The sequence below is a fragment of the Pseudomonas mendocina genome, from assembly GCA_037482215.1.
Classification (GTDB): Bacteria; Pseudomonadota; Gammaproteobacteria; order Pseudomonadales; family Pseudomonadaceae; genus Aquipseudomonas; species Aquipseudomonas mendocina_E.
Window position 1 is genome coordinate 1,429,953 of sequence record CP148074.1, and the last position, 22,806, is coordinate 1,452,758.

A 22,806-nucleotide genomic window follows, 5' to 3' on the forward strand; every position below is an offset into this window, starting at 1 on the left:
AGAACGGCAGGTGGACGTTTGTGCTCGGTTGTCGGTCGATTCCTACTGCAGGGTAGTGGGTTTTGCCGGTATAATCATCGGCTTTTCGAAAGTTTGACCAGCGAGTGCTGCCAGCCATGGAAATCAACCCGATCCTTAATAGCATCAAGGACCTGTCCGAGCGCACCCAGACCATTCGGGGGTATCTTTGACTACGATCATAAGAATGATCGTCTAGTTGAAGTAAACCGCGAACTCGAAGACCCCAACGTCTGGAACAACCCTGAATACGCCCAGAACCTGGGGCGCGAGCGTGCCCAGTTGGCACTGATCGTTGAAACCATCGATGACCTCACCGGCAGCTTGGCAGATTCCCGCGATCTGCTCGACATGGCCGTTGAAGAGAACGATGAGGGTGCCGTTAACGACATCGTTACTGAAATCGACCGCTTGCGTGAAATTCTCGAGAATCTCGAGTTCCGCCGTATGTTCAGTGGCGAGATGGACGAAAACAACGCGTACCTGGATATCCAGGCCGGCTCCGGCGGTACTGAGGCTCAGGACTGGGCCAACATGCTCCTGCGCATGTACCTGCGTTGGGCTGATAAGCGTGGTTTCGACGCTACCATCATGGAACTCTCCGAGGGTGAAGTGGCGGGCATTAAGGGCGCTACAGTGCACATCAAGGGTGAGTATGCCTTTGGCTGGCTGCGTACAGAGATCGGTGTGCACCGCTTGGTGCGTAAGAGCCCGTTCGACTCTGGCAACCGCCGTCACACCTCGTTTACTGCAGTGTTCGTCTCGCCTGAGATCGATGACAACATCGAAATCGAGATCAACCCCTCTGATCTGCGTATTGATACTTATCGTTCCTCCGGTGCCGGTGGACAGCACGTAAACACCACAGACTCTGCGGTGCGTATTACACACGTCCCGACCAATACCGTGGTCAGCTGCCAGAACGAGCGCTCCCAGCACGCCAACAAGGACACCGCCATGAAAATGCTGCGGGCCAAGTTGTATGAGCTTGAGATGCAAAAGCGTAACGCCGCCTCCCAAGCACTTGAGGACAGTAAGTCCGATATCGGCTGGGGACACCAGATTCGCTCCTACGTACTCGACGCCTCGCGCATCAAAGACCTGCGCACGGGCGTAGAGCGCAGTGACTGCGACAAGGTGCTGGACGGCGACCTTGATGATTACCTCGTGGCGAGCCTGAAACAGGGGCTGTAACCGCCACCAGACGGCAAGCGGCAGCCTGAGCTGCCGCGAACCTGCCGGGCTTAATGCCCAACCAACGATTTACAGGACACTTGAACGACCATGAGCGACCAAAACGACCAGCAGTCCCTTTCTCATGAAGAGCGGCAACACGAAGAAAACAAGCTGATTGCCCAGCGTAAAGAAAAGCTCGCCGCCGTCCGTGAGCAGGGCAACGCCTTCCCCAACGATTTTCGTCGTGACAGCCTGTGCGCCGATCTGCAGAAGCAGTACGAAGGCAAGACCAAGGAAGAGCTGGAAGTCGCAGCCATTCCGGTCAAGGTTGCTGGCCGTATCATGCTTAACCGTGGTGCGTTCATTGTTATTCAGGACACTTCCGGCCGTTTGCAGGTGTATGTGAACCGTAAGACGCTGTCCGCAGAACAGCTGGATGCGGTCAAGCATTTTGACCTGGGCGACATCATCGCTGCCGAGGGCACCCTGGCTCGTTCCGGCAAGGGCGACTTGTATGTCGACATGAGTAACGTGCGCTTGCTGACCAAATCCCTGCGCCCACTGCCGGACAAACACCACGGCTTGACCGACACCGAACAGCGCTACCGCCAGCGTTACGTCGACTTGATTGTTAACGAAGAGGTCCGCGACACCTTCCGTGTGCGTTCCCAGGTCATCGCTCACATCCGTCGTTTCCTCAACGAGCGCGGCTTCCTCGAAGTGGAAACTCCGATGCTGCAGTCCATCCCGGGCGGCGCCTCGGCGAAACCATTCGAGACTCACCACAATGCATTGGACATGCAGATGTTCCTGCGTATCGCACCAGAGCTTTACCTCAAGCGACTGGTCGTTGGCGGATTTGAGAAGGTGTTCGAAATCAACCGTAACTTCCGTAACGAAGGCGTTTCGACCCGTCACAACCCTGAGTTCACCATGCTTGAGTTCTACCAAGCGTATGCGGACTACCAGGACAACATGGACCTAACCGAAGAGTTGTTCCGCGAGTTGGCTCTAAGTGTGCTGGGGACTACTGACGTGCCGTACGGCGACAAGGTTTTCCATTTCGGTGAGCCGTTTGTCCGTCTGTCGGTTTTTGACTCGATCCTCAAGTACAACCCGGACATCACGGCCGACGATCTGCAAAACATCGATAAGGCCCGTGAGATTGCCAAAAAAGCCGGTGCCAAAGTGTTGGGTCACGAAGGTCTAGGCAAGTTGCAGGTGATGATTTTCGAAGAGCTGGTCGAGCACAAGCTGGAACAGCCGCATTTCATCACCCGTTATCCGTTCGAAGTATCGCCGCTGGCTCGCCGCAGTGATGACGATCCGAGCGTTACCGACCGTTTTGAGTTGTTCATCGGTGGTCGTGAGATTGCCAACGCTTACTCCGAGCTTAACGACGCTGAAGATCAAGCCGAGCGCTTTATGCAGCAGGTTGCCGACAAGGATGCCGGGGATGATGAGGCGATGCACTACGACGCTGACTTCGTACGTGCACTAGAGTACGGCATGCCGCCGACTGCCGGTGAGGGCATTGGAATTGACCGTTTGGTCATGTTATTAACCAATTCGCCATCAATCCGTGATGTCATTCTGTTCCCACATATGCGGCACCAAGGGTGATTTGAAAAAAACCGCCTTCGGGCGGTTTTTTCTTTCAGGGATTGGGAATTTTTCAGCTATTAGCTGACTAAGTACTTAATCAGCCGCAAGTACCACCGACAATGGAAGGTCATTGAGATGTCCAATACCGCTTATGCAAGTAATACCGTAGTAGCAAGCGCTGTTTCGGATAGCGTTCACTATCTGGGGCGCAAGGCAAGTCGCCGCGGCAGTGAGCAACGCCGACAAAACATTCTTGATGCCGCTATGCGCATTATCGTGCGTGATGGCGTCCGGGCTGTTCGGCACCGGGCCGTAGCCGCTGAAGCAGAGGTACCGCTATCAGCGACCACCTACTACTTCAAAGATATCAATGATCTAATCACCGATACTTTCAATCAGTTTGTCGAGCGCAGCGCTGCACACCTCGAGCAATTCTGGGCGGGTACCGAGGATTTGTTACAACAAATGGTTGACCAGTTGGACGGCACGCCTGAGTCGCGCAAGCGCCTTGCCGATGAGGTCGCCAGGGTTTCTGTTGAATACGTTAAAGATCAATTGGTTAACCATCGCCAACTGCTGCTTGCCGAGCAGGCATTCATGCAGGAAGCGCTGATTAACCCGCGCCTGTATGAGGTTGCACATGCTCACCGTAAGCTCATACTCAATGGAGTGACGCGATTTTTCGAAGTGCTTGGCTCAAATGAGGTTGAGCAGGACGCTAAGCTGATGACTGCCATCATCCTGCGCATGGAATACATGGGCCTACTCGATGGTGTTGAAAAACTGGATACTGAAGAAATGCTGGCTACGCTCAAGCGCTATATGTACCTAGTGCTTGGGTTGTGAGGTACTAACCCTTTATAAGGAGAACCCGATGAACACCTGGCGCGCGCTGCTTGTCGTGTGCTGTACGTTACTCGGAGGCTGTTTGGTGACCCTTAAGGATCCCATTCCAGCTAATGAACCTGCTCCAATACCCTTGTTGGGGGAGTGGAGTCGCAAGAACGAGTGGGGTGAACAGGTGTTCATTGAGGTTACCCGGGCCGGGGCCAATGTTTACCGCGCCCGAGTCTACGATGCCGATCAGGCCGAAAGCGGCGGTGGTGAAGAGTATGGCTTCACTGTTGCTCATCATGGCAGGCGCTGGTACATATCAGCAGGTTTGCCTAAAGATATGGGCGCCAACTTCGCCATTGCTGGTTTCGAGCTGACTGCCAACAATGAGCTGGTCCTATACAATCTCGACGTTGATCGTATCCGTCAGGAAATCAACCAAGGCGTTCTGCAAGGGCAAAATGTTGATATCGCAGAGGCCAATGGCGCCTTGATGACTAGCCCACTGACTGACGTCTTTTCATTTCTCGACGAACCGGCCAATGCGGATGTATTCATAGAGGTCGCACGCTATCAGCGCGCAGGTGATTAGCGGGTTATGGGGTACGCATGAATAGTCGTGACGGGCTGGATGAATACCAGCTGACCGTACGGGCGTTGTCTGACCGAATTGTTGAAGCACAAAACCCGATCAGGGTGCTGGATGCCGTAAAGTGGGATGACAGCATCCGCCAAGAGTTCATCAAGCACAAAGGCAAAAAGCTGCCAGCTGTTGATCGAGATTATTACCTCGGTCGGCCATTGGCCTTTGATGCGGCCGCTAAGAAGCTCGAGTTTCAGAACATTGAGCGGGACATTACCCGCCAGCTCGGCCAGTTCAGCCCGGTCGGGCAGATCATGCGTCGTATGTGTCGCGAATACCGCATGGTCATTCGCATGCTGGAGGCACGGGGGACTGATGACTTCGGTTTGATCAGTCAGGACCTCTATGGTGCGGCTTCTGATGCCTTTCATGCCGGGGATCCGACACTTGCCGATTTGGGGCTGATGTTCTCTGGCTTTCTGAACAACATCGACAAGCGCGGGGACCTTAAGGACGAGGCGAAGAACCTTACTGCCAAGGACGCCGTTGATATCTTGCAGAGCCGTCTGAACAAGGTGTTCGGAGAAAATGAAGACACCATCCGTGTTTTCGAGTCCGATGGCATCATTGCCGACGCAGCGGCTGGCGCGGACTACATCAAGGTTCGCAGTGACGCTATGTTCAACGAGCGTGACGTAAAAGCGCTAGAAGTCCATGAGGGGCTGGTGCACGTGGCGACCACGCTCAATGGCCAGAACCAGCCTATCTGTACATTCCTAGCTAAAGGGCCACCTTCATCCACTGTGACGCAAGAGGGATTGGCCATTTTGATGGAGGTGATTGCTTTTGCCTCCTATCCATCTCGTCTGCGCAAACTGACTAACCGTACCCGTGCTATTCATATGGCCGAAGAAGGGGCGGATTTCCTGCAAGTGGCAGAGTTTTATCTGGAGCAGGGCTTTAGCCTTGAACAGAGCTATAGCAATGCCAGCCGTGTTTTTCGCGGCTCCAGCAGCACTGGGTTGCCTTTCACCAAGGACCTGTCATACCTGAAAGGCTTCATCATGATCTACAACTACATTCAGCTTGCGGTGCGTAAAGGCAAGCTGGAGCAGATCCCATTGCTGTTTTGCGGCAAGACCACCCTCGAAGACATGCGCACACTGCGCCAATTGGTCGATGAGGGGCTGGTGGTGCCACCTAAGTACCTGCCACCCCAGTTCAGCGACCTCAATTCGCTGTCCGCGTGGATGTGCTTCTCCAACTTCCTGAACAACCTCAGTCTTGATCGGATCGAGGCGGATTACGCCAATATCCTTTAATCCTCCATCGAGCCTGGCGCTGATCTAATCAGCGCCAGGGCTTTGCTATAACACCGCGGAGCATCATCAATGAGTAGCCACCAACTCGACTATGTAATTCAGGGGAGTTCAGCCCAAGGCGTTGAAATTGGGCTTGATCCAGGAGAAACGGTCATCGCCGAAGCCGGTGCGATGAACTACATGACGGAGGGGGTGCGTTTCGAAACGCGGCTCGGTGATGGTTCCAGCAGCGGCGTGCTCGGCAAGTTATGGAGTGCGGGCAAGCGCATGCTCACCGGGGAGTCATTGTTCATGACCCACTTCACCAATGAGGGCAATGCCAAGGCTCACGTAGCGTTTGCTGCACCTTATCCGGGTACAGTTGTGCCGGTTGACTTGAACGAAGTGGGTGGCCAGTTGATCTGTCAAAAAGATGCTTTCTTATGTGCTGCTTATGGCACACAAGTAGGCATTAGTTTCAGCAAGCGAATTGGAGCGGGGTTCTTTGGCGGTGAAGGCTTTATCCTGCAAAAGCTGGAAGGGGACGGTCTGGCCTTTGTGCACGCCGGTGGGGCGGTAATCCGTAAGGAATTGAAAAACGAGACGCTGCGTCTTGATACCGGTTGTCTGGTGGCCTTTACCTCCGGCATTGATTACGACATCGCATTGTCTGGGGGGCTTAAAAGCATGCTCTTTGGCGGCGAGGGGATCATCATGGCGACCCTTAAAGGTACCGGTACTGTATGGATTCAGAGCCTGCCGTTTTCCCGTCTGGCCCAGCGTATTGCTGTGGCTACAGCCAAACCACAAGGCGAAGTCCGTGCCGGTGGGAAATGACCTGCGACTTCTTTTAACTTTGCAAGCGCGTGCATTTGTCGCAAGCTGCGCCGCTGATTTCACCTTCGAGTAATTGTTATGAGCGAGTTGAATCCCATTCCTTTGATCCTAACGGCCGTTGGCAGTATCTGTGCCACGATTGCAGTGTTGGGTTATTACGGCTATCTGCACATTGCTAAGCCCGAAGACGCATTACTGCTGGCCGATTTCACCATGCTCAAGACCGTGCCTGGCGAGGATTACAAGGTGTCCCTCAAGCCTGCCCGCCAAGTCGCTCAGTGCATAGATAACGTATTGGTACTGTTCGACACCGAAAACAAGGGTTTGAGTGGCGTGCTGGTGGATGACCGCAAGCAGGCCGTACGCTGTAATTAAATAAGTGGGACGGGCTGCTTACTCTCGTATTGATGTGGAAAGATTGCCTTTGGTCATTTTTTGATCAGATTTATGGCGTTTTTTTGCGCGTCCGATTGTCGCAGCTCCGGCCTTAAACTTAGCTTGTTGAAGTGGTGGCGTATTGCCTTGTTGCGGGGTGGCTCTTGAGCCGCTATCAGCTCCCACTCACGCGCCGTCATCGAGTGGTGATATTGGGTCGATGATTGGCATGTTGGCGTCCCACATGCTCGAAAATCAGGCTTGAAGCGCTTTGCTCCGGGCATTACTAGTCATCAAAACTGACCTCTAAGACAGTTGGCAATCAGCCTGCGAGGTGCCTCTCATGCAAGGGCTGAGTCTCCGCCTAGGTTCATTCTGGCGCGAGTTTGCCCCGTTCATCTGAGACAATACGGGGGAAGTCATATCCTACTTTGGGTGGCTTGTGCGCTATGGGTGTGCTGTGTATCTTGATCGGCCTTTCGGCGCTTCGGTCTACTGATCGCTGCTGCCTGAGCCCATTCTGAGATTGGCCCCAAGAGGCGAGTCCGACGATCTTCTATACACATTATTGAGGAGCACATCGATGCGCGTGATTCTGCTGGGGGCGCCCGGTGCCGGCAAAGGTACTCAAGCTGGATTCATCACCAAGAAGTTTGCGATCCCGCAAATCTCCACTGGCGACATGCTGCGCGCAGCAGTCAAAGCCGGCACCGAGCTGGGTCTGATTGCCAAGAGCGTTATGGAGAGCGGTGGTCTGGTTTCCGATGACCTGATCATCAATCTGGTTAAGGAGCGTATTGCTCAACCGGATTGCGCCAATGGTTTCCTGTTCGATGGTTTCCCTCGCACCATTCCTCAGGCTGAAGCCCTGAAAGAAGCTGGCGTGACCATTGATCACGTGGTTGAGATCGCAGTAGACGACGAAGAAATCGTTGGTCGTATTGCTGGCCGTCGCGTACATCCGGCCTCTGGTCGCGTGTATCACACTGAGCACAATCCGCCGAAGGTGGAAGGCAAGGACGACGAAACAGGTGAAGACCTGATCCAGCGTGAAGACGACAAAGAAGAAACCGTTCGTCATCGTCTGTCGGTTTACCATTCTCAGACCAAGCCACTGGTTGATTTCTACCAGAAGCTGGCTGCCGCTGAAGGTACTCCGAAGTACAGCTCAATCGCTGGCGTAGGCTCGGTTGATGAGATCACTGCTAAGGTCTTCCAAGCGCTGAGCTAAGCACCTGTGCAGATGAAAACGGCTCGCTTTGGCGGGCCGTTGTCGTTTTAGCCGGGGCGATAATGTGCATCCACGAACGGCAAAGCTGGTAAAAACAGTGCTAAACCGTTTTAATGCCCCCCCATTTCTGCGACCTGCCCAACTCAAATGACTACTTTGCTGGCCCTTGATACTGCCACCGAAGCCTGTTCTGTAGCCTTGCTGCATGAAGGCAATGTTCTCAGCCATTACGAAGTCATCCCGCGTTTGCACGCGCAACGCCTGCTGCCGATGATCAAACAGTTGCTGGCCGATGCTGGCGTCGCAATGTCGGCGTTGGATGGCATAGCCTTTGGCCGCGGTCCAGGTGCTTTTACTGGCGTGCGCATTGCAGTCGGAGTGGTGCAGGGGCTTGCCTTTGCGCTGGATCGTCCTGTACTGCCGGTGTCCAATTTGGCTGTACTGGCTCAGCGTAGCCTGCGTGAGCATGGTGCGGCACAAGTCGTTGCTGCGATTGATGCGCGCATGGATGAGGTGTATTGGGGATGCTACCGTGCGGACCAAGGTGAAATGCGTTTGCAGGGCGTAGAGGCTGTGCTGCCGCCTGAGCTAGCGTCATTGCCCCGAGATGCGGGCGGTGAGTGGTTTGCTGCGGGTACTGGGTGGGGCGCGTACGCTGAGCGTATTGCAGTGGCCACCGTGGGTCGTGACGCGGGGATGCTGCCCCATGCTGAGGATCTGCTGGCGTTGGCCCGATTTGCCTGGCAGCGAGGAGAGGCTGTAAGCGCTGACGAGGCGCAGCCAGTGTACCTGCGCGACCAAGTGGCTACTCCTAAGGCCCCGCTCTGACCGATGGTGCGTGCTCAAACATTGCCATTGCTGCATTGAGTCGCTACATTTGCAGAGCTAACGTCTCAAATTAGTTGTTTGGGTATTGAGCCTTATTTAATGCGTATCGACAGTTTTATCTCTTCCTACTCGCCAGAGCGCAGTGCCCGTCCGGGTTCTGCGGTCACGCCTTTCCGTGAGGCACAGCGAGAGGTTGAGGCTCGTCGTGAGCAACCGGCAAGCCCGGCAATCACTCAGGGCTTGGAAAAAGTTGCCCAGCCGCGAAAAGTTGATGCGACCAACAGTAATGTAGAGGTTCTTTCGGCCCGTCAGACCGATAACCTGTATCAGCCTCAGTTGAATAATCGCGCTGCTCAGGCACTGGCCAGCTACACCACAACCGCCAGTTTTGCGAGTGACCTCGACGCTCACGAGATCATGGGGCTTGATCTCTACGCCTGATTGGCGTCCTCTGTTAGGCCCTGCTGCCTCTATGTGAGCACTTGCCCTTGAAGTTACCTTATTACCTCGGTTGCCCGTCTTGGAACGAGCCGGCTTGGCGTGGGTTGCTGTATCCGGACAGTGGCCCCAGCGCGGACTATCTTGGGCATTACGCCCGGATATTTAACGCTGTGGAGGGCAACACCACGTTCTATGCGCAGCCCTCTGTGGATACCGTTGCGCGTTGGGCCGAGCGCATGCCCGAGCATCTGCGCTTCTGTGCCAAGTTACCCCGTGAGATCAGCCATGGTGGCGACTTGCGTGATCAGGTTGAGGCGGCGATGACGTTTCGCAAACTCCTGCAACCCTTAGGTGCGCGTGTCGCACCGTTTTGGTTGCAGCTGTCGGCAGGTTTCAGTCCTCAGCGTTTACCGGAGCTGGCTGGGTTTCTCGATGCTTGGCAGGGTGATGAGCTGGCTGTAGAAGTGCGTCATCCTGCATTTTTCACTAAAGGCGATGAAGAGCGCAGCCTGAACCGCCTGTTGCACGGACGCGGCGTTGAACGTATCTGTCTGGATTCCCGGGCGTTATTCAGCTGTACATCGCGAGCCCCGGCCGTGCTGCATGCGCAATCGAAAAAGCCCCGTTTGCCGCTGCGGCCTACGGCGTTCAGTCGGGCACCACAAGTGCGCTTTATTGGTCATCCTGAGATCGCCGACAACGACCCGTTTATGGCGCCTTGGCTAGGTAAAGTGGCGGCTTGGATTGAAGAAGGGCGAACGCCTTACGTGTTTCTGCACACTTCGGATAACCGACGTGCGCCAGAGCTTGCGGTGCGTTTTCATCGGCAATTGATGCAGCACCTGCCCGGCCTGGAGGACTTACCTGCTATGCCGGGCGACAGTACTAGCGAGCAATTGGGGTTGCTCTGAGCGTTTAGCGCTGGGCCAGCAGTAAGTCTGCCGCTTGCCCGCTACGTCCGTCGGTAAATTCGAAGCTGCCAAGTTGGGCAATCTTGTCATACGCCCCAAGTGCGACGTTCAACTCCCTGGCATGCAGGTGAATCGCGCCTACTCCAGCCTGCGCAAGTGATTGCACTTGCTGTCGGCCCTGGCCATCGAAACTCAGGAGGCTCAGACGCTCAAAGATGGCATCCAGCGCATCGATGCGGCCATCGTGGTTGTCGTCGTATTTGCTCAACTCGGCAAAGCCATTGGCGGCGCCATTTTGATCGCCAAACAGTTCGCGGCCATCATCGATGCGGCCGTTGCCGTTACGATCCAGAGCGAGCATGGCATCATCACCGACCGGTACGCTGATCTGGTCGCGCTTGCCATCACCATCCAGATCGAATGCAACAGAGCGCTCAAGCCCGCTGGTTCTGAAACCATTACCTGCAATGTCCAGCGTGAGTGGGTCGGTCAGTTGAGGTTGGGTATTTACGTTGAGGTTCAGCTCAAGTTCACGCTGGCTGACAATATTTTGTAGCGTAGCCACTGGGCGAGGATCCTCACCCGCTGGTATAGCAGTCTGGACTTCGGAAGCTACCTTTTGCGGGGCATCCTCCTCGATATTTAAGGTACGACGAAGTATCTGGTAGTCCAGAGATGAATTTTTTACGTCCTGGAGCGAATCATTCAGGGACGAGCCGTTAGGCGAGGTGACGCTACGGGGTTTAGAGAGTGCATCAAACATATTCAACCTACCCGGTCAGGCTCTGGCAAAATGTGACCTTTACGGTTTATCGGCCAACTGTACGGTGAGTTGAGTATTTTTTGAGCATAATTGTTGATGAGTGACGAACGGCCAATGGCACTAATCTCGATGCAGGCGTTGCTACCCAATCTGAGTGCAGAAGCTGCTGAATGGGCGGCACGTTTAGATTTGCCAATGGGGGGCGATAGCGACTACGCCATGCAGCTGGGTGCTGATGGCCTGCAACTGGTCGACTTGGGGCCGCAAGCTCCAGGCCCGGTGCGGGTGGACTTTGTAGAGGGAGCCGCTGCGCACAGGCGTCTGTATGGTGGTGGTAGTGGTCAGATGATCGCCAAGGCTGTGGGAATCCAACCCGGAGTACGGCCCTATGTGCTTGATGCCACTGCCGGGCTCGGTCGCGATGCGTTTGTCCTGGCTAGTTTGGGCTGCTCAATGACCCTGATTGAGCGTCAGCCGCTGATCGCAGCGTTGCTGGAGGATGGTTTGTCGCGTGCAGCGAAAAGCCCAGAAGTCTCAGCGATTGTTGCCAATATGCAGTTGCGCAAAGGCAACGCAATTGAACTGATGCAGTGCTGGGAGGGGGAGCCGCCCCAGGTCATTTACCTCGATCCGATGTTCCCGCATCGCGACAAGAGTGCGTTGGTTAAGAAGGAAATGCGTCTTTTCCGCCCGTTTGTGGGGGATGATATGGATGCCCCAGCTCTGCTGGAGGCCGCACTGGCACTGGCTACGCACCGTGTTGTAGTCAAGCGTCCGCGCAAGGCACCCATTATTGAGGGCGCCAAGCCAAGCTATGCGTTAGAAGGCAAATCCAGCCGCTACGATATCTATCCCAAGAAAAAACTGGCTTAGGGTCTAAAGGCCCGCAGGAAGACCCCGACAGCGTCCTCAACGTTTTGGCGGGCGTCTTCTTCGCTTGGTGCGTCATGATCCAAGCCAATCAGAAGGCGGAAGTTGCAACCGCCCTTTACCAAGCAGAAAAACTGGTCAGCAGCCGTGCGAGGATTGGGCACACTCAATTTGCCGCTCTGATCGGCGCGCCTCAGTAAGTCCTCCATCCCAACCTGCAGTCGTTGTGGGCCTGCGTCGTAAAACAGTTTAGGCAGTTTGGAGTTCTGAGCTGCCATGCTCATCATCACGCGGTGTAGCGCGAGCGATTCACGGCTGTTGATCAGGGCGTAGAAGCTGTGACCAATTTCCAGTAACACCTGTTCAAGTGGTGCGCTGTCATCCAGTTCAAACAGCTTTTCAGGTAGCTGGGCTGTGCACTGCGCCTTAATAGCGGCCGCAAACAGCGTCTCTTTATCGGAAAAGTGGCTGTAAACGGTCAGTTTGGACACGCCCGCTTCAGCTGCAATTGCATCCATGCTGCTGCCATCGTAGCCCTTAATCAGGAACAGGTTTTTGGCGGCATCAAGAATAGCTTTGCGTTTAGCCAGGTCTTTAGGACGGCCTGGACCGCTGGCGGGCGAAAAATTATCGGGCATCGGCTTCTATTAATACTGGACTAGTGAGTTTGCTATTTTTACTATACTCGTCAGTACAAATATTCAAAGCCTCTAAAAAGGTTATTCACCATGCTTCGTCATGTTTTGTGTGCTGCTGTGCCTGTTGGCCTCGTTTTGATGCTTTCTGCGTGCGGCGGCGGAGAAACTCAGGCCGTTGCTGTGCGTCCTGCAATGGTGGTGCAGCCGCAGTTGGCGGGTGAGCTGATGGATGCTTACCCAGGTGAGGTGCGTGCCCGATACGAGCCCGAACTGGCTTTCCGCATCGGCGGTAAAGTGGCCAAACGCATGGTGGATGTCGGGGCTCGGGTGAAAAAGGATCAGCCGCTGGCAGAGCTAGACCCACAGGATGTACGCCTGCAATTGGAATCTGCCCGCGCCCAGATGACAGCAGCCGAAGCCAACCTGAAATTGGTGCGCGCTGAACGTGACCGCTACAAGACGCTGCTGGATCGCAATCTGGTCAGTCGCTCGCAATACGACAATGCTGAAAACACCTACCGCGCGGGTGAAGCTCGCCTGAATCAAGTGCGTGCCGAGTTCAAAGTGGCCAGCAACCAAGCGGGGTATTCGCTGTTGCGCGCCTCGCAAGATGGCGTGATTGCTCAACGGTTGGTCGAGGTTGGGCAGGTCGTTGCAGCCGGTCAGACTGTCTTCACGCTGGCGGCTGACGGTGAGCGTGAAGTGTTGATCGGTCTGCCTGAGCAGGCTTTTGAGCGTTTCAAGGTGGGGCAGAGTGTTTCTGTTGAGCTGTGGTCGCAGCCTGACAAGCGTTACGAAGGGCGCATTCGTGAAATGTCTCCCTCCGCTGATCCACAGTCCCGTACCTTTGCTACTCGGGTCGCCTTTGTGGATAAGTCTGTGCCAGCTGAGCTGGGCCAGAGCGCTCGTGTGTTTATTGCTCATCAGGGCTCGGTGCCGCTCACAGTCCCGCTGTCTGCACTGAGCGCCGAGAAGGGCAAACCGTTTGTTTGGGTTGTGCAGCCTTCGGATTCCACCCTAAAGCGTGTGTATGTGCGTATCGGCGCCTATGGTGAGAAGACTGTGCCGGTTCTGGAAGGGCTAGCGGCTGATGACTGGGTTGTAGCAGCCGGGGGGCAGGTACTGCGTGAGGGGCTTAAAGTCCGTCCGGTAGACCGCGCTAATCGAGCGGTTGACTTGGCAGGCAAGGAGTAATCCCAATGGATTTCAACTTGTCCGCTTGGGCGCTGCGCAATCGCCAGATCGTCCTCTACCTCATGATCTTACTGGGTATAGTCGGGGCTCTTTCCTATACCAAACTGGGGCAGAGTGAAGACCCGCCCTTTACCTTCAAAGCCATGGTGATCCAGACCAACTGGCCGGGAGCCAGTGCGGAAGAGGTGAGTCGTCAGGTCACCGAGCGCATTGAAAAGAAAATCATGGAAACGGGGGAGTACGACAAGATCATTTCGTTCTCCCGCCCCGGCGTTTCGCAGGTTACCTTTTTAGCCAGCGATTCCATGCATTCGGCGGCTGTTCCGGAGCTGTTCTATCAGTTGCGGAAAAAAGTCAGTGATATTCGTCATACCCTGCCTCAGGGTATTCAGGGGCCGTTTTTTAACGATGAGTTTGGAACCACCTTCGGCAACATCTATGCACTGACGGGTAAAGGTTTTGACTACGCAGTGCTTAAGGACTATGCCGACCGCATCCAGCTGCAATTGCAGCGGGTGAAGGATGTGGGCAAGGTCGAGTTGGTAGGGCTACAGGATGAAAAAATTTGGGTCGAGCTGTCCAACACCAAGCTGGCAACGCTTGGTTTACCGCTCGGCGCAGTGCAACAGGCGCTGGAGGAACAGAATGCGGTAGCAGCGGCGGGGTTCTTTGAAACCCAGTCGGACCGTGTGCAACTGCGGGTGACCGGGCGTTTCGAAACGGTGGATGAAATCCGCAATTTCCCGATTCGTGTTGGCGACCGAACCTTCCGCATTGCCGATGTCGCCGAAGTCACCCGCGGTTTCAATGACCCACCCGCACCGCGTATGCGCTTTATGGGTGAGGACGCCATCGGTCTGGCGGTTTCGATGAAGCAGGGTGGTGACATTCTGGTGCTCGGCAAAGCCCTGGAAGCAGAGTTTGCCCGGATTCAGGAAACACTCCCTATGGGCATGACCCTGAGCAAGGTGTCAGATCAGCCTGCTGCGGTAAAAGCCGGTGTCGGTGAGTTTGTACGTGTGTTGGCCGAGGCGGTCATCATCGTGCTGCTGGTGAGCTTTTTCTCCTTGGGGCTACGTACCGGCTTGGTGGTGGCGCTGTCGATTCCGCTGGTGCTGGCTATGACCTTTGCCACCATGTATTACTTCGGGATTGGCCTGCACAAGATTTCCCTCGGCGCGCTGGTATTGGCCTTAGGGCTGCTGGTCGATGACGCCATCATTGCAGTGGAAATGATGGCGATCAAAATGGAGCAGGGGCTTGATCGCATCAAAGCAGCCAGCTACGCCTGGACCAGCACTGCATTCCCGATGCTGACCGGTACGTTGATTACGGCGGCAGGCTTCCTGCCAATCGCCACAGCGCAGTCCGGCACAGGTGAGTACACCCGCTCGATCTTCGAGGTGGTGGCCATTGCGCTGCTGGTGTCGTGGGTCGCTGCTGTGATGTTTGTGCCTTACCTGGGCGCTAAGCTGCTGCCTGATCTGGCGGCGATGCATGCGGCCAAGCACGGCGACGGTCACAACCCTTACGCCACACCGTTCTATCGCCGTGTAAGAGGGGTGATCGAATGGTGTGTGCGCCGCCGTAAAACCGTGATCTTCCTGACGGTTGCCTTGTTCGCGGCCTCTATCTTCCTGTTCCGGTTTGTTCCCCAGCAGTTCTTCCCGGAATCGGGGCGAATGGAACTGATGGTCGACTTCAAGCTCAGCGAAGGCTCGTCACTCAAAGCCACTGAAGAGCAGGTGCACCGTTTCGAGAAGATGCTCGAAGGCCGTGAGGGCGTAGAAAGCTATGTGTCCTATGTGGGTACAGGCTCTCCACGTTTCTACTTACCACTGGATCAGCAGCTACCAGCGGCCAGTTTTGCTCAGACCGTGGTATTGGCTAAGAGCATTGAAGACCGTGAGAAACTGCGTACGTGGCTGATCGGTATGTTGCCGCAAGAGTTTCCGACACTGCGCACCCGTGTCGCGCGTTTGGAGAATGGCCCGCCTGTGGGGTATCCGGTGCAGTTCCGGGTGTCTGGTGAGCACATTGATGAGGTCCGTCGTCTCGCCCGTATGGTGGCGGATAAAGTGCGTGAGAACCCGCATGTCACCAATGTCCATCTGGACTGGGAAGAGCCGAGCAAGCTGGTGCGCTTAGTCGTCGATCAGGAACGTGCTCGAGCGTTGGGGGTCAGCACCAAGGACCTGTCCAGCTTCTTGCAGAGCACCCTTACGGGCACGCCGGTCAGCCAGTTCCGCGAGGATAACGAGCTGATTGATATTCAGCTGCGCGGCACCTCAGCCGAACGTGAAGAGTTGAGCTTGCTGCCGAGCTTGGCGGTGCCAACGGACAACGGTCGCAATGTGCCGCTGTCGCAGATCGCCACCCTGGAGTATGGCTTTGAAGAGGGCATTATCTGGCACCGAAACCGCTTGCCGACTGTCACCGTGCGTGCGGATATTTACGATGAGCAGCAACCTGCAACCTTGGTGAAGCAGATTCTGCCGAACCTTGAGTCTGTGCGTGCCGAACTGCCTGATGGCTTCTTACTGGAGGTCGGAGGCACGGTCGAAGATGCTGGCCGTGGCCAACGCTCGGTTAATGCCGGCATTCCGCTGTTTATTGTGGTGGTCTTGACGCTGCTGATGATGCAGCTCAAGAGCATGTCGCGTTCGGCCATGGTCTTCCTCACTGCACCGTTGGGGCTGATCGGGGTGACGTTGTTCCTGCTGGTATTCCGTCAGCCGTTTGGCTTTGTGGCCATGCTCGGCACCATCGCTTTGTCGGGGATGATCATGCGTAACTCGGTGATTCTGGTGGATCAGATCGAGCAAGACATTCAGTCCGGCATGGACCGCTGGCGTGCCATTATTGAAGCCACTGTGCGTCGCTTCCGCCCGATTGTATTGACGGCGTTGGCCGCGGTACTGGCCATGATCCCGCTGTCGCGCAGTGTGTTCTTCGGCCCTATGGCGGTGGCGATTATGGGCGGCTTGATCGTTGCCACGGCGCTGACGCTGCTGTTCCTGCCTGCACTGTATGCCGCTTGGTTCAGGGTTAAGGAAGAGGAGCGTAAAACGCTCTGATTTATCCGGGAAATAAAAAACCAGGTCAATGACCTGGTTTTTTATGGCTAAGTGTTTAATCAGGCTTTCAGGGTGCCTCCCCATTTGGCCGCATTCTGGCGGAAGCACTCTTTGAGGTCGGTCAGACTAAAATGCGGTTTGCTCTCATTGCGCCAGCACATCCCGAGTGAGCCTCTAGCCTCCAACTCAAAGCCTGTATCCACAATGAGGCCTTTTTGACTGAACTGTTGAGTGACGCGCTCAGATGCAACAGATAGCAGATCTGTAGTTTGTAGCATCCACAAATTGGCCATGAGAGAGGACGATTCAATTCTGTAATTCAGGGGCTGAGATCCCGCTGCGGTGATGGCTGAGTCGAGTCGAGAGCGGATCGGTGTTCCCTGAGGCCAGACGATCCACTCATACTCATTGAGTACGTCCCAGTTAAGTACCTTTCTTTGCAACAGTGGATGTTCAGGCCGGCAGATAACGCGCACACCTTCACTGCACAACATTTCATTGTGCAGACTGGGTCTGGGTTTGTAATTATCAAGTCTTCCGATTACCAAATCATGCTCACCTTGTTCTAGGCGCTCAAGTAGCACATGCATCGGCGCCTCATTGAGTTCGATGCTGGCCTTTGGATGTCGTTTGAGGAAATGGTTAATGCTGTCTGGAACCAAGTGTGTAGCAGATGCAGGCGATGTGCCGATGGATATCCGAAACGAATTGCCATGGCTAATGGCTTTGAGCGCTTCCTGTGCTCGTTTCATTTCGCCAATAACCCGTTCGGCATGGATCAGTAACATTCGGCCGTGTTCAGTGGGTTTAAGGCCTCGGCTGTGACGTTCATAGAGCTGTGCGCCTACGGCATCTTCCAGTTCTTTTAGCCACTTCGACAGTGAGGGTTGAGCGGTAAAACTGAGGCGGGCGGTTTCGCTGATGCTCCCCGTATCTGCCAGTCTTAGTAAAAGCTCAAGGTGCTGCACGCGTAATCGACGAGTCCATTCCATTTTCGCGCATTCCGTTTTCAGTATGGGTGCATCGCAAAATACCATTTTTCTCCTTGGATTTACCCTGCCGATAATCTGCCTATTACAGCTCATCAAGAGCAGTGATTTTGTGGGGGCAGTATGGACAAAATAAGCAAGGGTCAGCGTGCGGATTATTATGAGCGTATTGAGCGTCAACATTTATCTCCACTATGGGAGTCGCTTCATCAGCTAGTCCCCACCAAACCCATTGATGCCTGTGTGCCAGTGTTGTGGCGGTATCAGGATGTTCGACCTTACCTGATAGAGGCAGGCGAGCTGATTAGTGCTGAGGAGGCCATCCGCCGAGTACTCATCCTTGAGAATCCGGCTCTACGCGGACTTGCTTCGACTACCTCCACACTTTATGCAGGGCTGCAGCTTATTTTGCCGGGAGAGACGGCCCCGAGCCATCGTCATACCCAATCCGCACTGCGCTTGGTGGTCGAAGGTAGGGGGGCTTATACAGTTGTAAACGGCGAGCGCACCACGATGGAACCCGGTGATTTCATCATCACACCCTCATGGGCTTGGCATGATCACGGTAACACCGCGAGTGAAGGCGCGGAGCCTGTAGTGTGGTTGGATGGATTAGATATTCCAATCGTGCGCTTTCTAAACGCCGGGTTTGCCCAAAATGGTCAAGAGGATAGCCAGCCGATAAGATTGCAGGAGGGGACTAGTTTTGCTCGCTTCGGTCACAACATGGTGCCTGTTAATCATCGTCATAAAGGCCGTACTTCGCCCATTTTCAACTATCCCTATGCCCGCTCTAGAGAAGCGCTCGATAACTTATTGCGTTTCGAAGAAATAGATCCTTGTTATGGCGTCAAGCTGACCTATACAAATCCGCTGACTGGTAGCTGGGCCATGCCCAGTATCGCCGCCTTTATCCAGTTGTTGCCTGCCGGATTTGACGGGCTGCCATCCAGAAGTACGGATGCCACCGTGTACGTTGTAGTGGAAGGCAAGGGCAGGGCCACTGTTGGCCAGCAGCTGTTTACCTTCGAAGAGCATGATGTGTTTGTCGTGCCCAGTTGGGTGCCTGTCAGCTTTGCTTGTGCACAAGACGTAGTGTTGTTCAGTTTTTCTGATCGCCCTGTGCAGGAGTTCCTCGGCTTGTGGCGTGAATCGCTGCAGTAAAGCCCTTCCCCCTATCGTTCGATGCCACGCCCAATTGCGTTGCTGCACCCGTGCGCACGCCTAAATTTGTGGAGGTTTACATGTCTTATGTGGTCCCACCTGCAAGCATTACCCGGCTTCCGGTTTCTGGTAGCCAAGATTCGTTTCCTGTTCGGCGGGTGTATTGCGTAGGCCGTAACTACGCAGCACACGCTCGTGAGATGGGTTTTGACCCGGATCGCGAACCGCCATTTTTCTTCTGTAAACCTGCTGATGCCGTTGTGCCTGTTTCCCTTGGGCAGACGCTGGAGTTGGCCTATCCAGCTGAGACCAGCAACTACCACTACGAAATTGAATTGGTCGTGGCCATCGGCACGGCAGGCAGCAACATTGCGCAACAGGATGCGCTCAAGCATGTGTGGGGGTATGCCGTCGGTCTGGACATGACCCGACGCGACCTGCAAATAAAAATGCGCGAGATGGGCCGCCCTTGGGAAATCGGCAAAGCCTTCGACTATTCCGCTCCCATCGGACCGCTGCACAAGGCGACAGAGTTTGGTGAGCCAACCGACGCTGCGATCTGGCTGAAAGTAAACGGTGCGGACAAACAGCGCAGTGACATCAGTCAGTTGATCTGGTCGGTGGCTGAAACCATCAGTTGGTTGTCTCGTTATTTCGAGTTGCAACCGGGCGACCTGATTATGACCGGTACCCCTGAAGGTGTTGGGCCTGTTGTGTCGGGTGACTTGATGACCGGCGGGATTGATCGTCTGGGTGAAATCAAGGTTCGCGTCATCTGAACGATGCTGCCCGGCAGCCCGGAGTGATCCATGTCTTCCGATTCTGAGCAGCCTGTGGACGTACAGGACTTTATTGATCAGCAGCCTGTCGGGCGCTTCCATCTTCTGTTGGTGGCGCTGGGCTTTGCGATCACGGAGGTGGATGTTTTTGATACTGCTGCAATTGGTTTTATCGCCCGGCTTTTCGTGAAGGCTTGGGGCTTTCAGCCGTACCTATAAGCCCGTTGTTGGGATCTGGTCTGGTTGGCTTGATGGTCTTTGCGATTGCGTTGGGTGCGCTGATGGATCGCTATGATCCGTGGCGTGTGCTGGCGCTGGCCTATCTATGCGGGGCTTTAGCGATGTGGGGCGTCGCGCAACTACACGATCAGTTTGTGCTGCTGATTTTCTGCGTGGCGGCGCTGGGCATGTGTATCAGTGGTTCGCAGGTCGGCGCCAATGTCTTGGCCGCCAGCTTCTATCCCACCTCCGGCCGGGCCACGGGTGTTGCCTGGGCGCAAGGTGTGGGACGTATTGGTGCAATCTCCGGCACCTTACTGGGTGGGCAGATGATCTCCGTTGGCTTCGGTTTTACCGCTATTTTCCTCTTGTTGGCGATTCCGGCTTTGCTGGCCTGCGCAGCCGTTTTCTATATGGGGCAGCGTTATCGCGCGCCCGTTATGCCGGTTCTAATGCAACCCTGAGAGGTTATTCATGCAGCTCTACAGTTTTTGTCACAGCTCGACCTCATACCGGGTGCGTATCGCCCTTGCCATCAAAGGGATTGATTATGAATACCTTCCAGTCAATCTGCGTGCAGGTCAGCAGCGTTCGGAGCAGCATCTGGCTGTCAATCCGGCTGGCGGTGTACCGGTTTTGGTGACGGGTGATGGTGCGGTGCTGACCCAGTCGTTGGCTATCATCGAGTATCTCGACAGCCGTTATCCGCATAAACGGCTGATTCCCTCTGACTCGTTACGGCGTGCGCGGGTCGTGGAGTTGGCTGACCTGATCAGCTGTGACATCCATCCGCTTAACAATGTGCGGGTCAAAAACTATCTGTCAAAGACGCTGCAACTGGATAGTGCTCAGGTGGAAGCGTGGGGAAATCACTGGGTGAGCCAGGGGCTGGAAGCGGCTGAGGTTTTCTTCAGCGTCATGGCTGGGGTGAATACTGCTTTGGGTATGAGCCAGGTCTGGCTGATTGCTGTTTGGTGCCGCAAGTGACTAACGCCCTGCGCATGGGCATCAACCTTGACGCGTTGGAGCGGGTCATGGCGGTGTACCAGCGTTGTGTGCTGCACCCGGCATTCATTCAGGCTGCGCCGGTTAACCAGATGGACTTTGTGCCTTAATCATTCACGAACATCCCTGAAAACAGTGGCTTCATCTGCCGGTTTGTGCGCAAGCACACGGCTGGCGTTTACTGGTATTGCCTGAGCGCTCGACTAGTCTTACACCTCGCCATACTCAACAGTCAGTGCATTCAGGTGAGGTCGTTATGGGTGGACAACGTTTGATGAAGTGCGGCCTGCTGGTCGCGATGTTCGGCGTTTTTTTACACAGCGCGGTGGCGGGGACGCTTGAGTGGGTCTCCGCGGATCTCAACGCTGCCGAAGAGGCAGAAGTCGACAAACTGGTATTGCCCATGCCGCAGGAGTGGTTGGGGGATTTTGACGGCATGCGTGAGCGCCGATTGGTTCGTGTGTTGGTGCCGTACAGCAAGACCTACTACTTCGTTGATCGCGGGCATCAGTTCGGTATCAGTTACGAGCTGGGGAAGGCTCTGGAGGACTGGCTCAACCGCACCCACCCGCAAGCGACACGCTCCCTGCGCTGGCAGGTGGCATTTATACCTGTAGCCCGCGATGAGCTACTGCCGCGCCTGGTCAGCGGCGGTGGTGATATCGCCGCAGGCGGCCTGACCATCACCGACCAGCGCTTGCAAGCGGTGGACTTCGCTCCCCCCTTTAACACGCGCGTGCGTGAGGCTGTAATCACCGGGCCGGAAAGCCGACCGCTGAACTCACTGGATGATTTGGCTGGACAGGAAATCACCGTGCGCGCCTCCAGCAGTTATTACGAGCATCTGCTGGGCATCAACAAAGCGTTTAAAGCCCGGGGGCTGGAACCGATCAAACTGATCGCAGCCGATGAGAACCTGGAGTCAGAAGACCTGCTGGAAATGCTCAATGCCGGTTTGCTCAACGCAGTGGTAGTTGACCGCTACATTGCTGAAGCATGGAGTCCGCTGTATACCGATTTGAAGATACATGACGCCTTTTACGTACATGAAGGCGGGCACTTTGCTTGGGCCATTCGTAAGGACAGCCCGCTGTTGAAAGAACAATTGGGGCAATTTGTCAGCAAGCACAAGGACGGCACCACGTTCGGTGCCTTGGTTTACAAAAAGTACGTGAAAAACAGCAAGCGCATGTTCAATGCAGTATCTGAAACGGAGATGAAGAAGTTCAAGGAGCTGGTTTCACTGTTTGAAAAACATGCCGGAACCTATGACTTTGACTACCTGATGCTGATGGCCCAGGGTTTTCAAGAGTCGCGCCTGAACCAGTCAGCACGTAGCCCGAGGGGCGCAGTTGGTGTGATGCAGTTGTTACCGTCCACGGCGGCGGACCGATCCATCGCCATCCAAGGTATCGAAACCAGTGCCGACAAAAACATCCAGGCCGGTAGCAAATACATGCGCTTGTTGGCTGATAGATACCTTAACGATCCTGAATTAACGCCCATGAACCGTACGTTACTGGCCTTCGCTGCCTACAACGCTGGGCCGGGTAACCTGCGCAAATTCAGGCGTTTGGCAGAGAAGTCTGGGTTGGATAAAAACGTTTGGTTCGGCAATGTCGAACATGCCGCAGCGCGGGTTGTAGGGCGCGAGACGGTGGATTACGTCGGCAATATCTACAAGTACTACGTGGCCTACAAACTGGCGGAGGAGAAGAATCGCCACCGTGCCGAGCTGCGCAAAGCCAGTGCCGCCGCTTACTGATTCAGCTCCTGCAATGCCCGCCGCACCATGGATGCGTAAGCGGCGGGTTTCAGGGCGTACAGCTCACCGGCCACCCAGGTTAGCCAGCGCGGCCCAAGCTCTGCTTTTGCAGCAAACAGGCGTTGGGCTTCTGCCTCGGCCCGGGCCTGATTGGCCCGGTGAAATTCGGCACGGCTGGTGGGTTCTTCGTGATCAGTAGACAT

23 protein-coding genes and 1 pseudogene are annotated in these 22,806 nt (G+C 55.2%); 20 read left to right on the forward strand and 4 right to left on the reverse strand.

Features of this window, described 5'->3' with window-relative positions; translation table 11 throughout:
• The first annotated feature begins 116 nt into the window (after positions 1-116).
• The 11 genes from prfB to WG219_06515 all read left to right on the forward strand — a co-directional run bounded on the left by prfB (position 117) and on the right by WG219_06515 (position 10,140).
• Positions 117-1,212, forward strand: a protein-coding gene (gene prfB / locus WG219_06465; GenBank protein WXL27092.1) for a peptide chain release factor 2 whose coding sequence is annotated in 2 segments (ribosomal slippage) — positions 117-188 and positions 190-1,212 — 1,095 coding nt in all. Because the reading frame shifts where the segments join, the coding sequence is not laid out codon by codon here.
• A 90-nt stretch (positions 1,213-1,302) separates the two neighbouring features.
• Positions 1,303-2,817 (forward strand): lysine--tRNA ligase, encoded by a 1,515-nt coding sequence (lysS, locus tag WG219_06470; protein WXL27093.1) that lies wholly within the window; start codon positions 1,303-1,305, stop codon positions 2,815-2,817.
• Between the two features lie 117 nt (positions 2,818-2,934).
• Positions 2,935-3,645, forward strand: coding sequence for a TetR family transcriptional regulator (locus tag WG219_06475; GenBank protein WXL27094.1), 711 nt, complete (start codon positions 2,935-2,937; stop codon positions 3,643-3,645).
• A gap of 28 nt (positions 3,646-3,673) precedes the next feature.
• A complete protein-coding gene (locus tag WG219_06480) occupies positions 3,674-4,225 on the forward strand; it encodes a hypothetical protein (GenBank protein ID WXL27095.1) in 552 nt (183 codons plus the stop codon).
• A gap of 17 nt (positions 4,226-4,242) precedes the next feature.
• Complete coding sequence (locus WG219_06485) at positions 4,243-5,538, forward strand: flavohemoglobin expression-modulating QEGLA motif protein (protein WXL27096.1); 1,296 nt, start codon at positions 4,243-4,245, stop codon at positions 5,536-5,538.
• A 69-nt stretch (positions 5,539-5,607) separates the two neighbouring features.
• Complete coding sequence (locus WG219_06490) at positions 5,608-6,354, forward strand: TIGR00266 family protein (GenBank protein WXL27097.1); 747 nt, start codon at positions 5,608-5,610, stop codon at positions 6,352-6,354.
• A gap of 78 nt (positions 6,355-6,432) precedes the next feature.
• The gene (locus WG219_06495) at positions 6,433-6,729 is read left to right on the forward strand and encodes a hypothetical protein (GenBank protein WXL27098.1); all 297 of its coding nucleotides are present in this window, start codon (positions 6,433-6,435) and stop codon (positions 6,727-6,729) included.
• Between the two features lie 583 nt (positions 6,730-7,312).
• Positions 7,313-7,960, forward strand: a complete 648-nt coding sequence (adk, locus tag WG219_06500; GenBank protein ID WXL27099.1) for an adenylate kinase — start codon at positions 7,313-7,315, stop codon at positions 7,958-7,960.
• Between the two features lie 147 nt (positions 7,961-8,107).
• Positions 8,108-8,788, forward strand: a complete 681-nt coding sequence (gene tsaB, locus WG219_06505) for a tRNA (adenosine(37)-N6)-threonylcarbamoyltransferase complex dimerization subunit type 1 TsaB (protein ID WXL27100.1) — start codon at positions 8,108-8,110, stop codon at positions 8,786-8,788.
• 99 nt (positions 8,789-8,887) lie between these two features.
• Positions 8,888-9,229 carry a hypothetical protein gene (locus tag WG219_06510; GenBank protein WXL27101.1) on the forward strand — a complete coding sequence of 114 codons (342 nt, stop codon included), beginning with the start codon at positions 8,888-8,890 and terminating at the stop codon, positions 9,227-9,229.
• Positions 9,230-9,276: 47 nt separating this feature from the next.
• Positions 9,277-10,140, forward strand: coding sequence for a DUF72 domain-containing protein (locus WG219_06515; GenBank protein WXL27102.1), 864 nt, complete (start codon positions 9,277-9,279; stop codon positions 10,138-10,140).
• 4 nt (positions 10,141-10,144) lie between these two features.
• Here the strand turns inward: WG219_06515 and WG219_06520 are convergent, their stop codons facing one another.
• Positions 10,145-10,705 carry a hypothetical protein gene (locus WG219_06520; protein WXL27103.1) on the reverse strand — a complete coding sequence of 187 codons (561 nt, stop codon included), beginning with the start codon at positions 10,703-10,705 and terminating at the stop codon, positions 10,145-10,147.
• A gap of 294 nt (positions 10,706-10,999) precedes the next feature.
• On the opposite strand from WG219_06520, the gene WG219_06525 reads away from it, so the two are divergent.
• A complete protein-coding gene (locus tag WG219_06525) occupies positions 11,000-11,776 on the forward strand; it encodes a class I SAM-dependent methyltransferase (GenBank protein WXL27104.1) in 777 nt (258 codons plus the stop codon).
• Here WG219_06525 and WG219_06530 read toward each other — a convergent pair.
• Positions 11,773-12,411, reverse strand: a complete 639-nt coding sequence (locus WG219_06530; protein ID WXL27105.1) for a TetR/AcrR family transcriptional regulator — start codon at positions 12,409-12,411, stop codon at positions 11,773-11,775. The two genes, WG219_06525 and WG219_06530, sit on opposite strands and share 4 nt — an antisense overlap.
• A gap of 90 nt (positions 12,412-12,501) precedes the next feature.
• On the opposite strand from WG219_06530, the gene WG219_06535 reads away from it, so the two are divergent.
• Both WG219_06535 and WG219_06540 read left to right on the forward strand, forming a co-directional pair.
• Positions 12,502-13,605, forward strand: a complete 1,104-nt coding sequence (locus WG219_06535) for an efflux RND transporter periplasmic adaptor subunit (GenBank protein ID WXL27106.1) — start codon at positions 12,502-12,504, stop codon at positions 13,603-13,605.
• Between the two features lie 5 nt (positions 13,606-13,610).
• Positions 13,611-16,682: an efflux RND transporter permease subunit gene (locus tag WG219_06540; GenBank protein ID WXL27107.1), complete on the forward strand. Its 3,072-nt coding sequence runs from the start codon at positions 13,611-13,613 to the stop codon at positions 16,680-16,682.
• A gap of 59 nt (positions 16,683-16,741) precedes the next feature.
• Here WG219_06540 and WG219_06545 read toward each other — a convergent pair whose 3' ends face one another.
• The gene (locus tag WG219_06545; protein WXL27108.1) at positions 16,742-17,854 is read right to left on the reverse strand and encodes a LysR substrate-binding domain-containing protein; all 1,113 of its coding nucleotides are present in this window, start codon (positions 17,852-17,854) and stop codon (positions 16,742-16,744) included.
• On the opposite strand from WG219_06545, the gene gtdA reads away from it, so the two are divergent.
• From gtdA to WG219_06575, 6 genes and pseudogenes are all read left to right on the forward strand, one after another.
• Positions 17,795-18,835: a gentisate 1,2-dioxygenase gene (gene gtdA, locus WG219_06550; GenBank protein WXL27109.1), complete on the forward strand. Its 1,041-nt coding sequence runs from the start codon at positions 17,795-17,797 to the stop codon at positions 18,833-18,835. The two genes, WG219_06545 and gtdA, sit on opposite strands and share 60 nt — an antisense overlap.
• A gap of 80 nt (positions 18,836-18,915) precedes the next feature.
• Positions 18,916-19,614 (forward strand): fumarylacetoacetate hydrolase family protein, encoded by a 699-nt coding sequence (locus WG219_06555; protein ID WXL27110.1) that lies wholly within the window; start codon positions 18,916-18,918, stop codon positions 19,612-19,614.
• 30 nt (positions 19,615-19,644) lie between these two features.
• Positions 19,645-19,833 (forward strand): hypothetical protein, encoded by a 189-nt coding sequence (locus WG219_06560; GenBank protein ID WXL27111.1) that lies wholly within the window; start codon positions 19,645-19,647, stop codon positions 19,831-19,833.
• Between the two features lie 8 nt (positions 19,834-19,841).
• Positions 19,842-20,297, forward strand: coding sequence for an MFS transporter (locus tag WG219_06565; GenBank protein ID WXL27112.1), 456 nt, complete (start codon positions 19,842-19,844; stop codon positions 20,295-20,297).
• Between the two features lie 10 nt (positions 20,298-20,307).
• Positions 20,308-20,948: pseudogene (gene maiA / locus WG219_06570) on the forward strand (maleylacetoacetate isomerase).
• A gap of 146 nt (positions 20,949-21,094) precedes the next feature.
• Positions 21,095-22,603 (forward strand): lytic transglycosylase F, encoded by a 1,509-nt coding sequence (locus WG219_06575; protein ID WXL27113.1) that lies wholly within the window; start codon positions 21,095-21,097, stop codon positions 22,601-22,603.
• Here WG219_06575 and WG219_06580 read toward each other — a convergent pair.
• Positions 22,597-22,806 (reverse strand): hypothetical protein, encoded by a 210-nt coding sequence (locus WG219_06580; GenBank protein WXL27114.1) that lies wholly within the window; start codon positions 22,804-22,806, stop codon positions 22,597-22,599. The genes WG219_06575 and WG219_06580 overlap by 7 nt on opposite strands.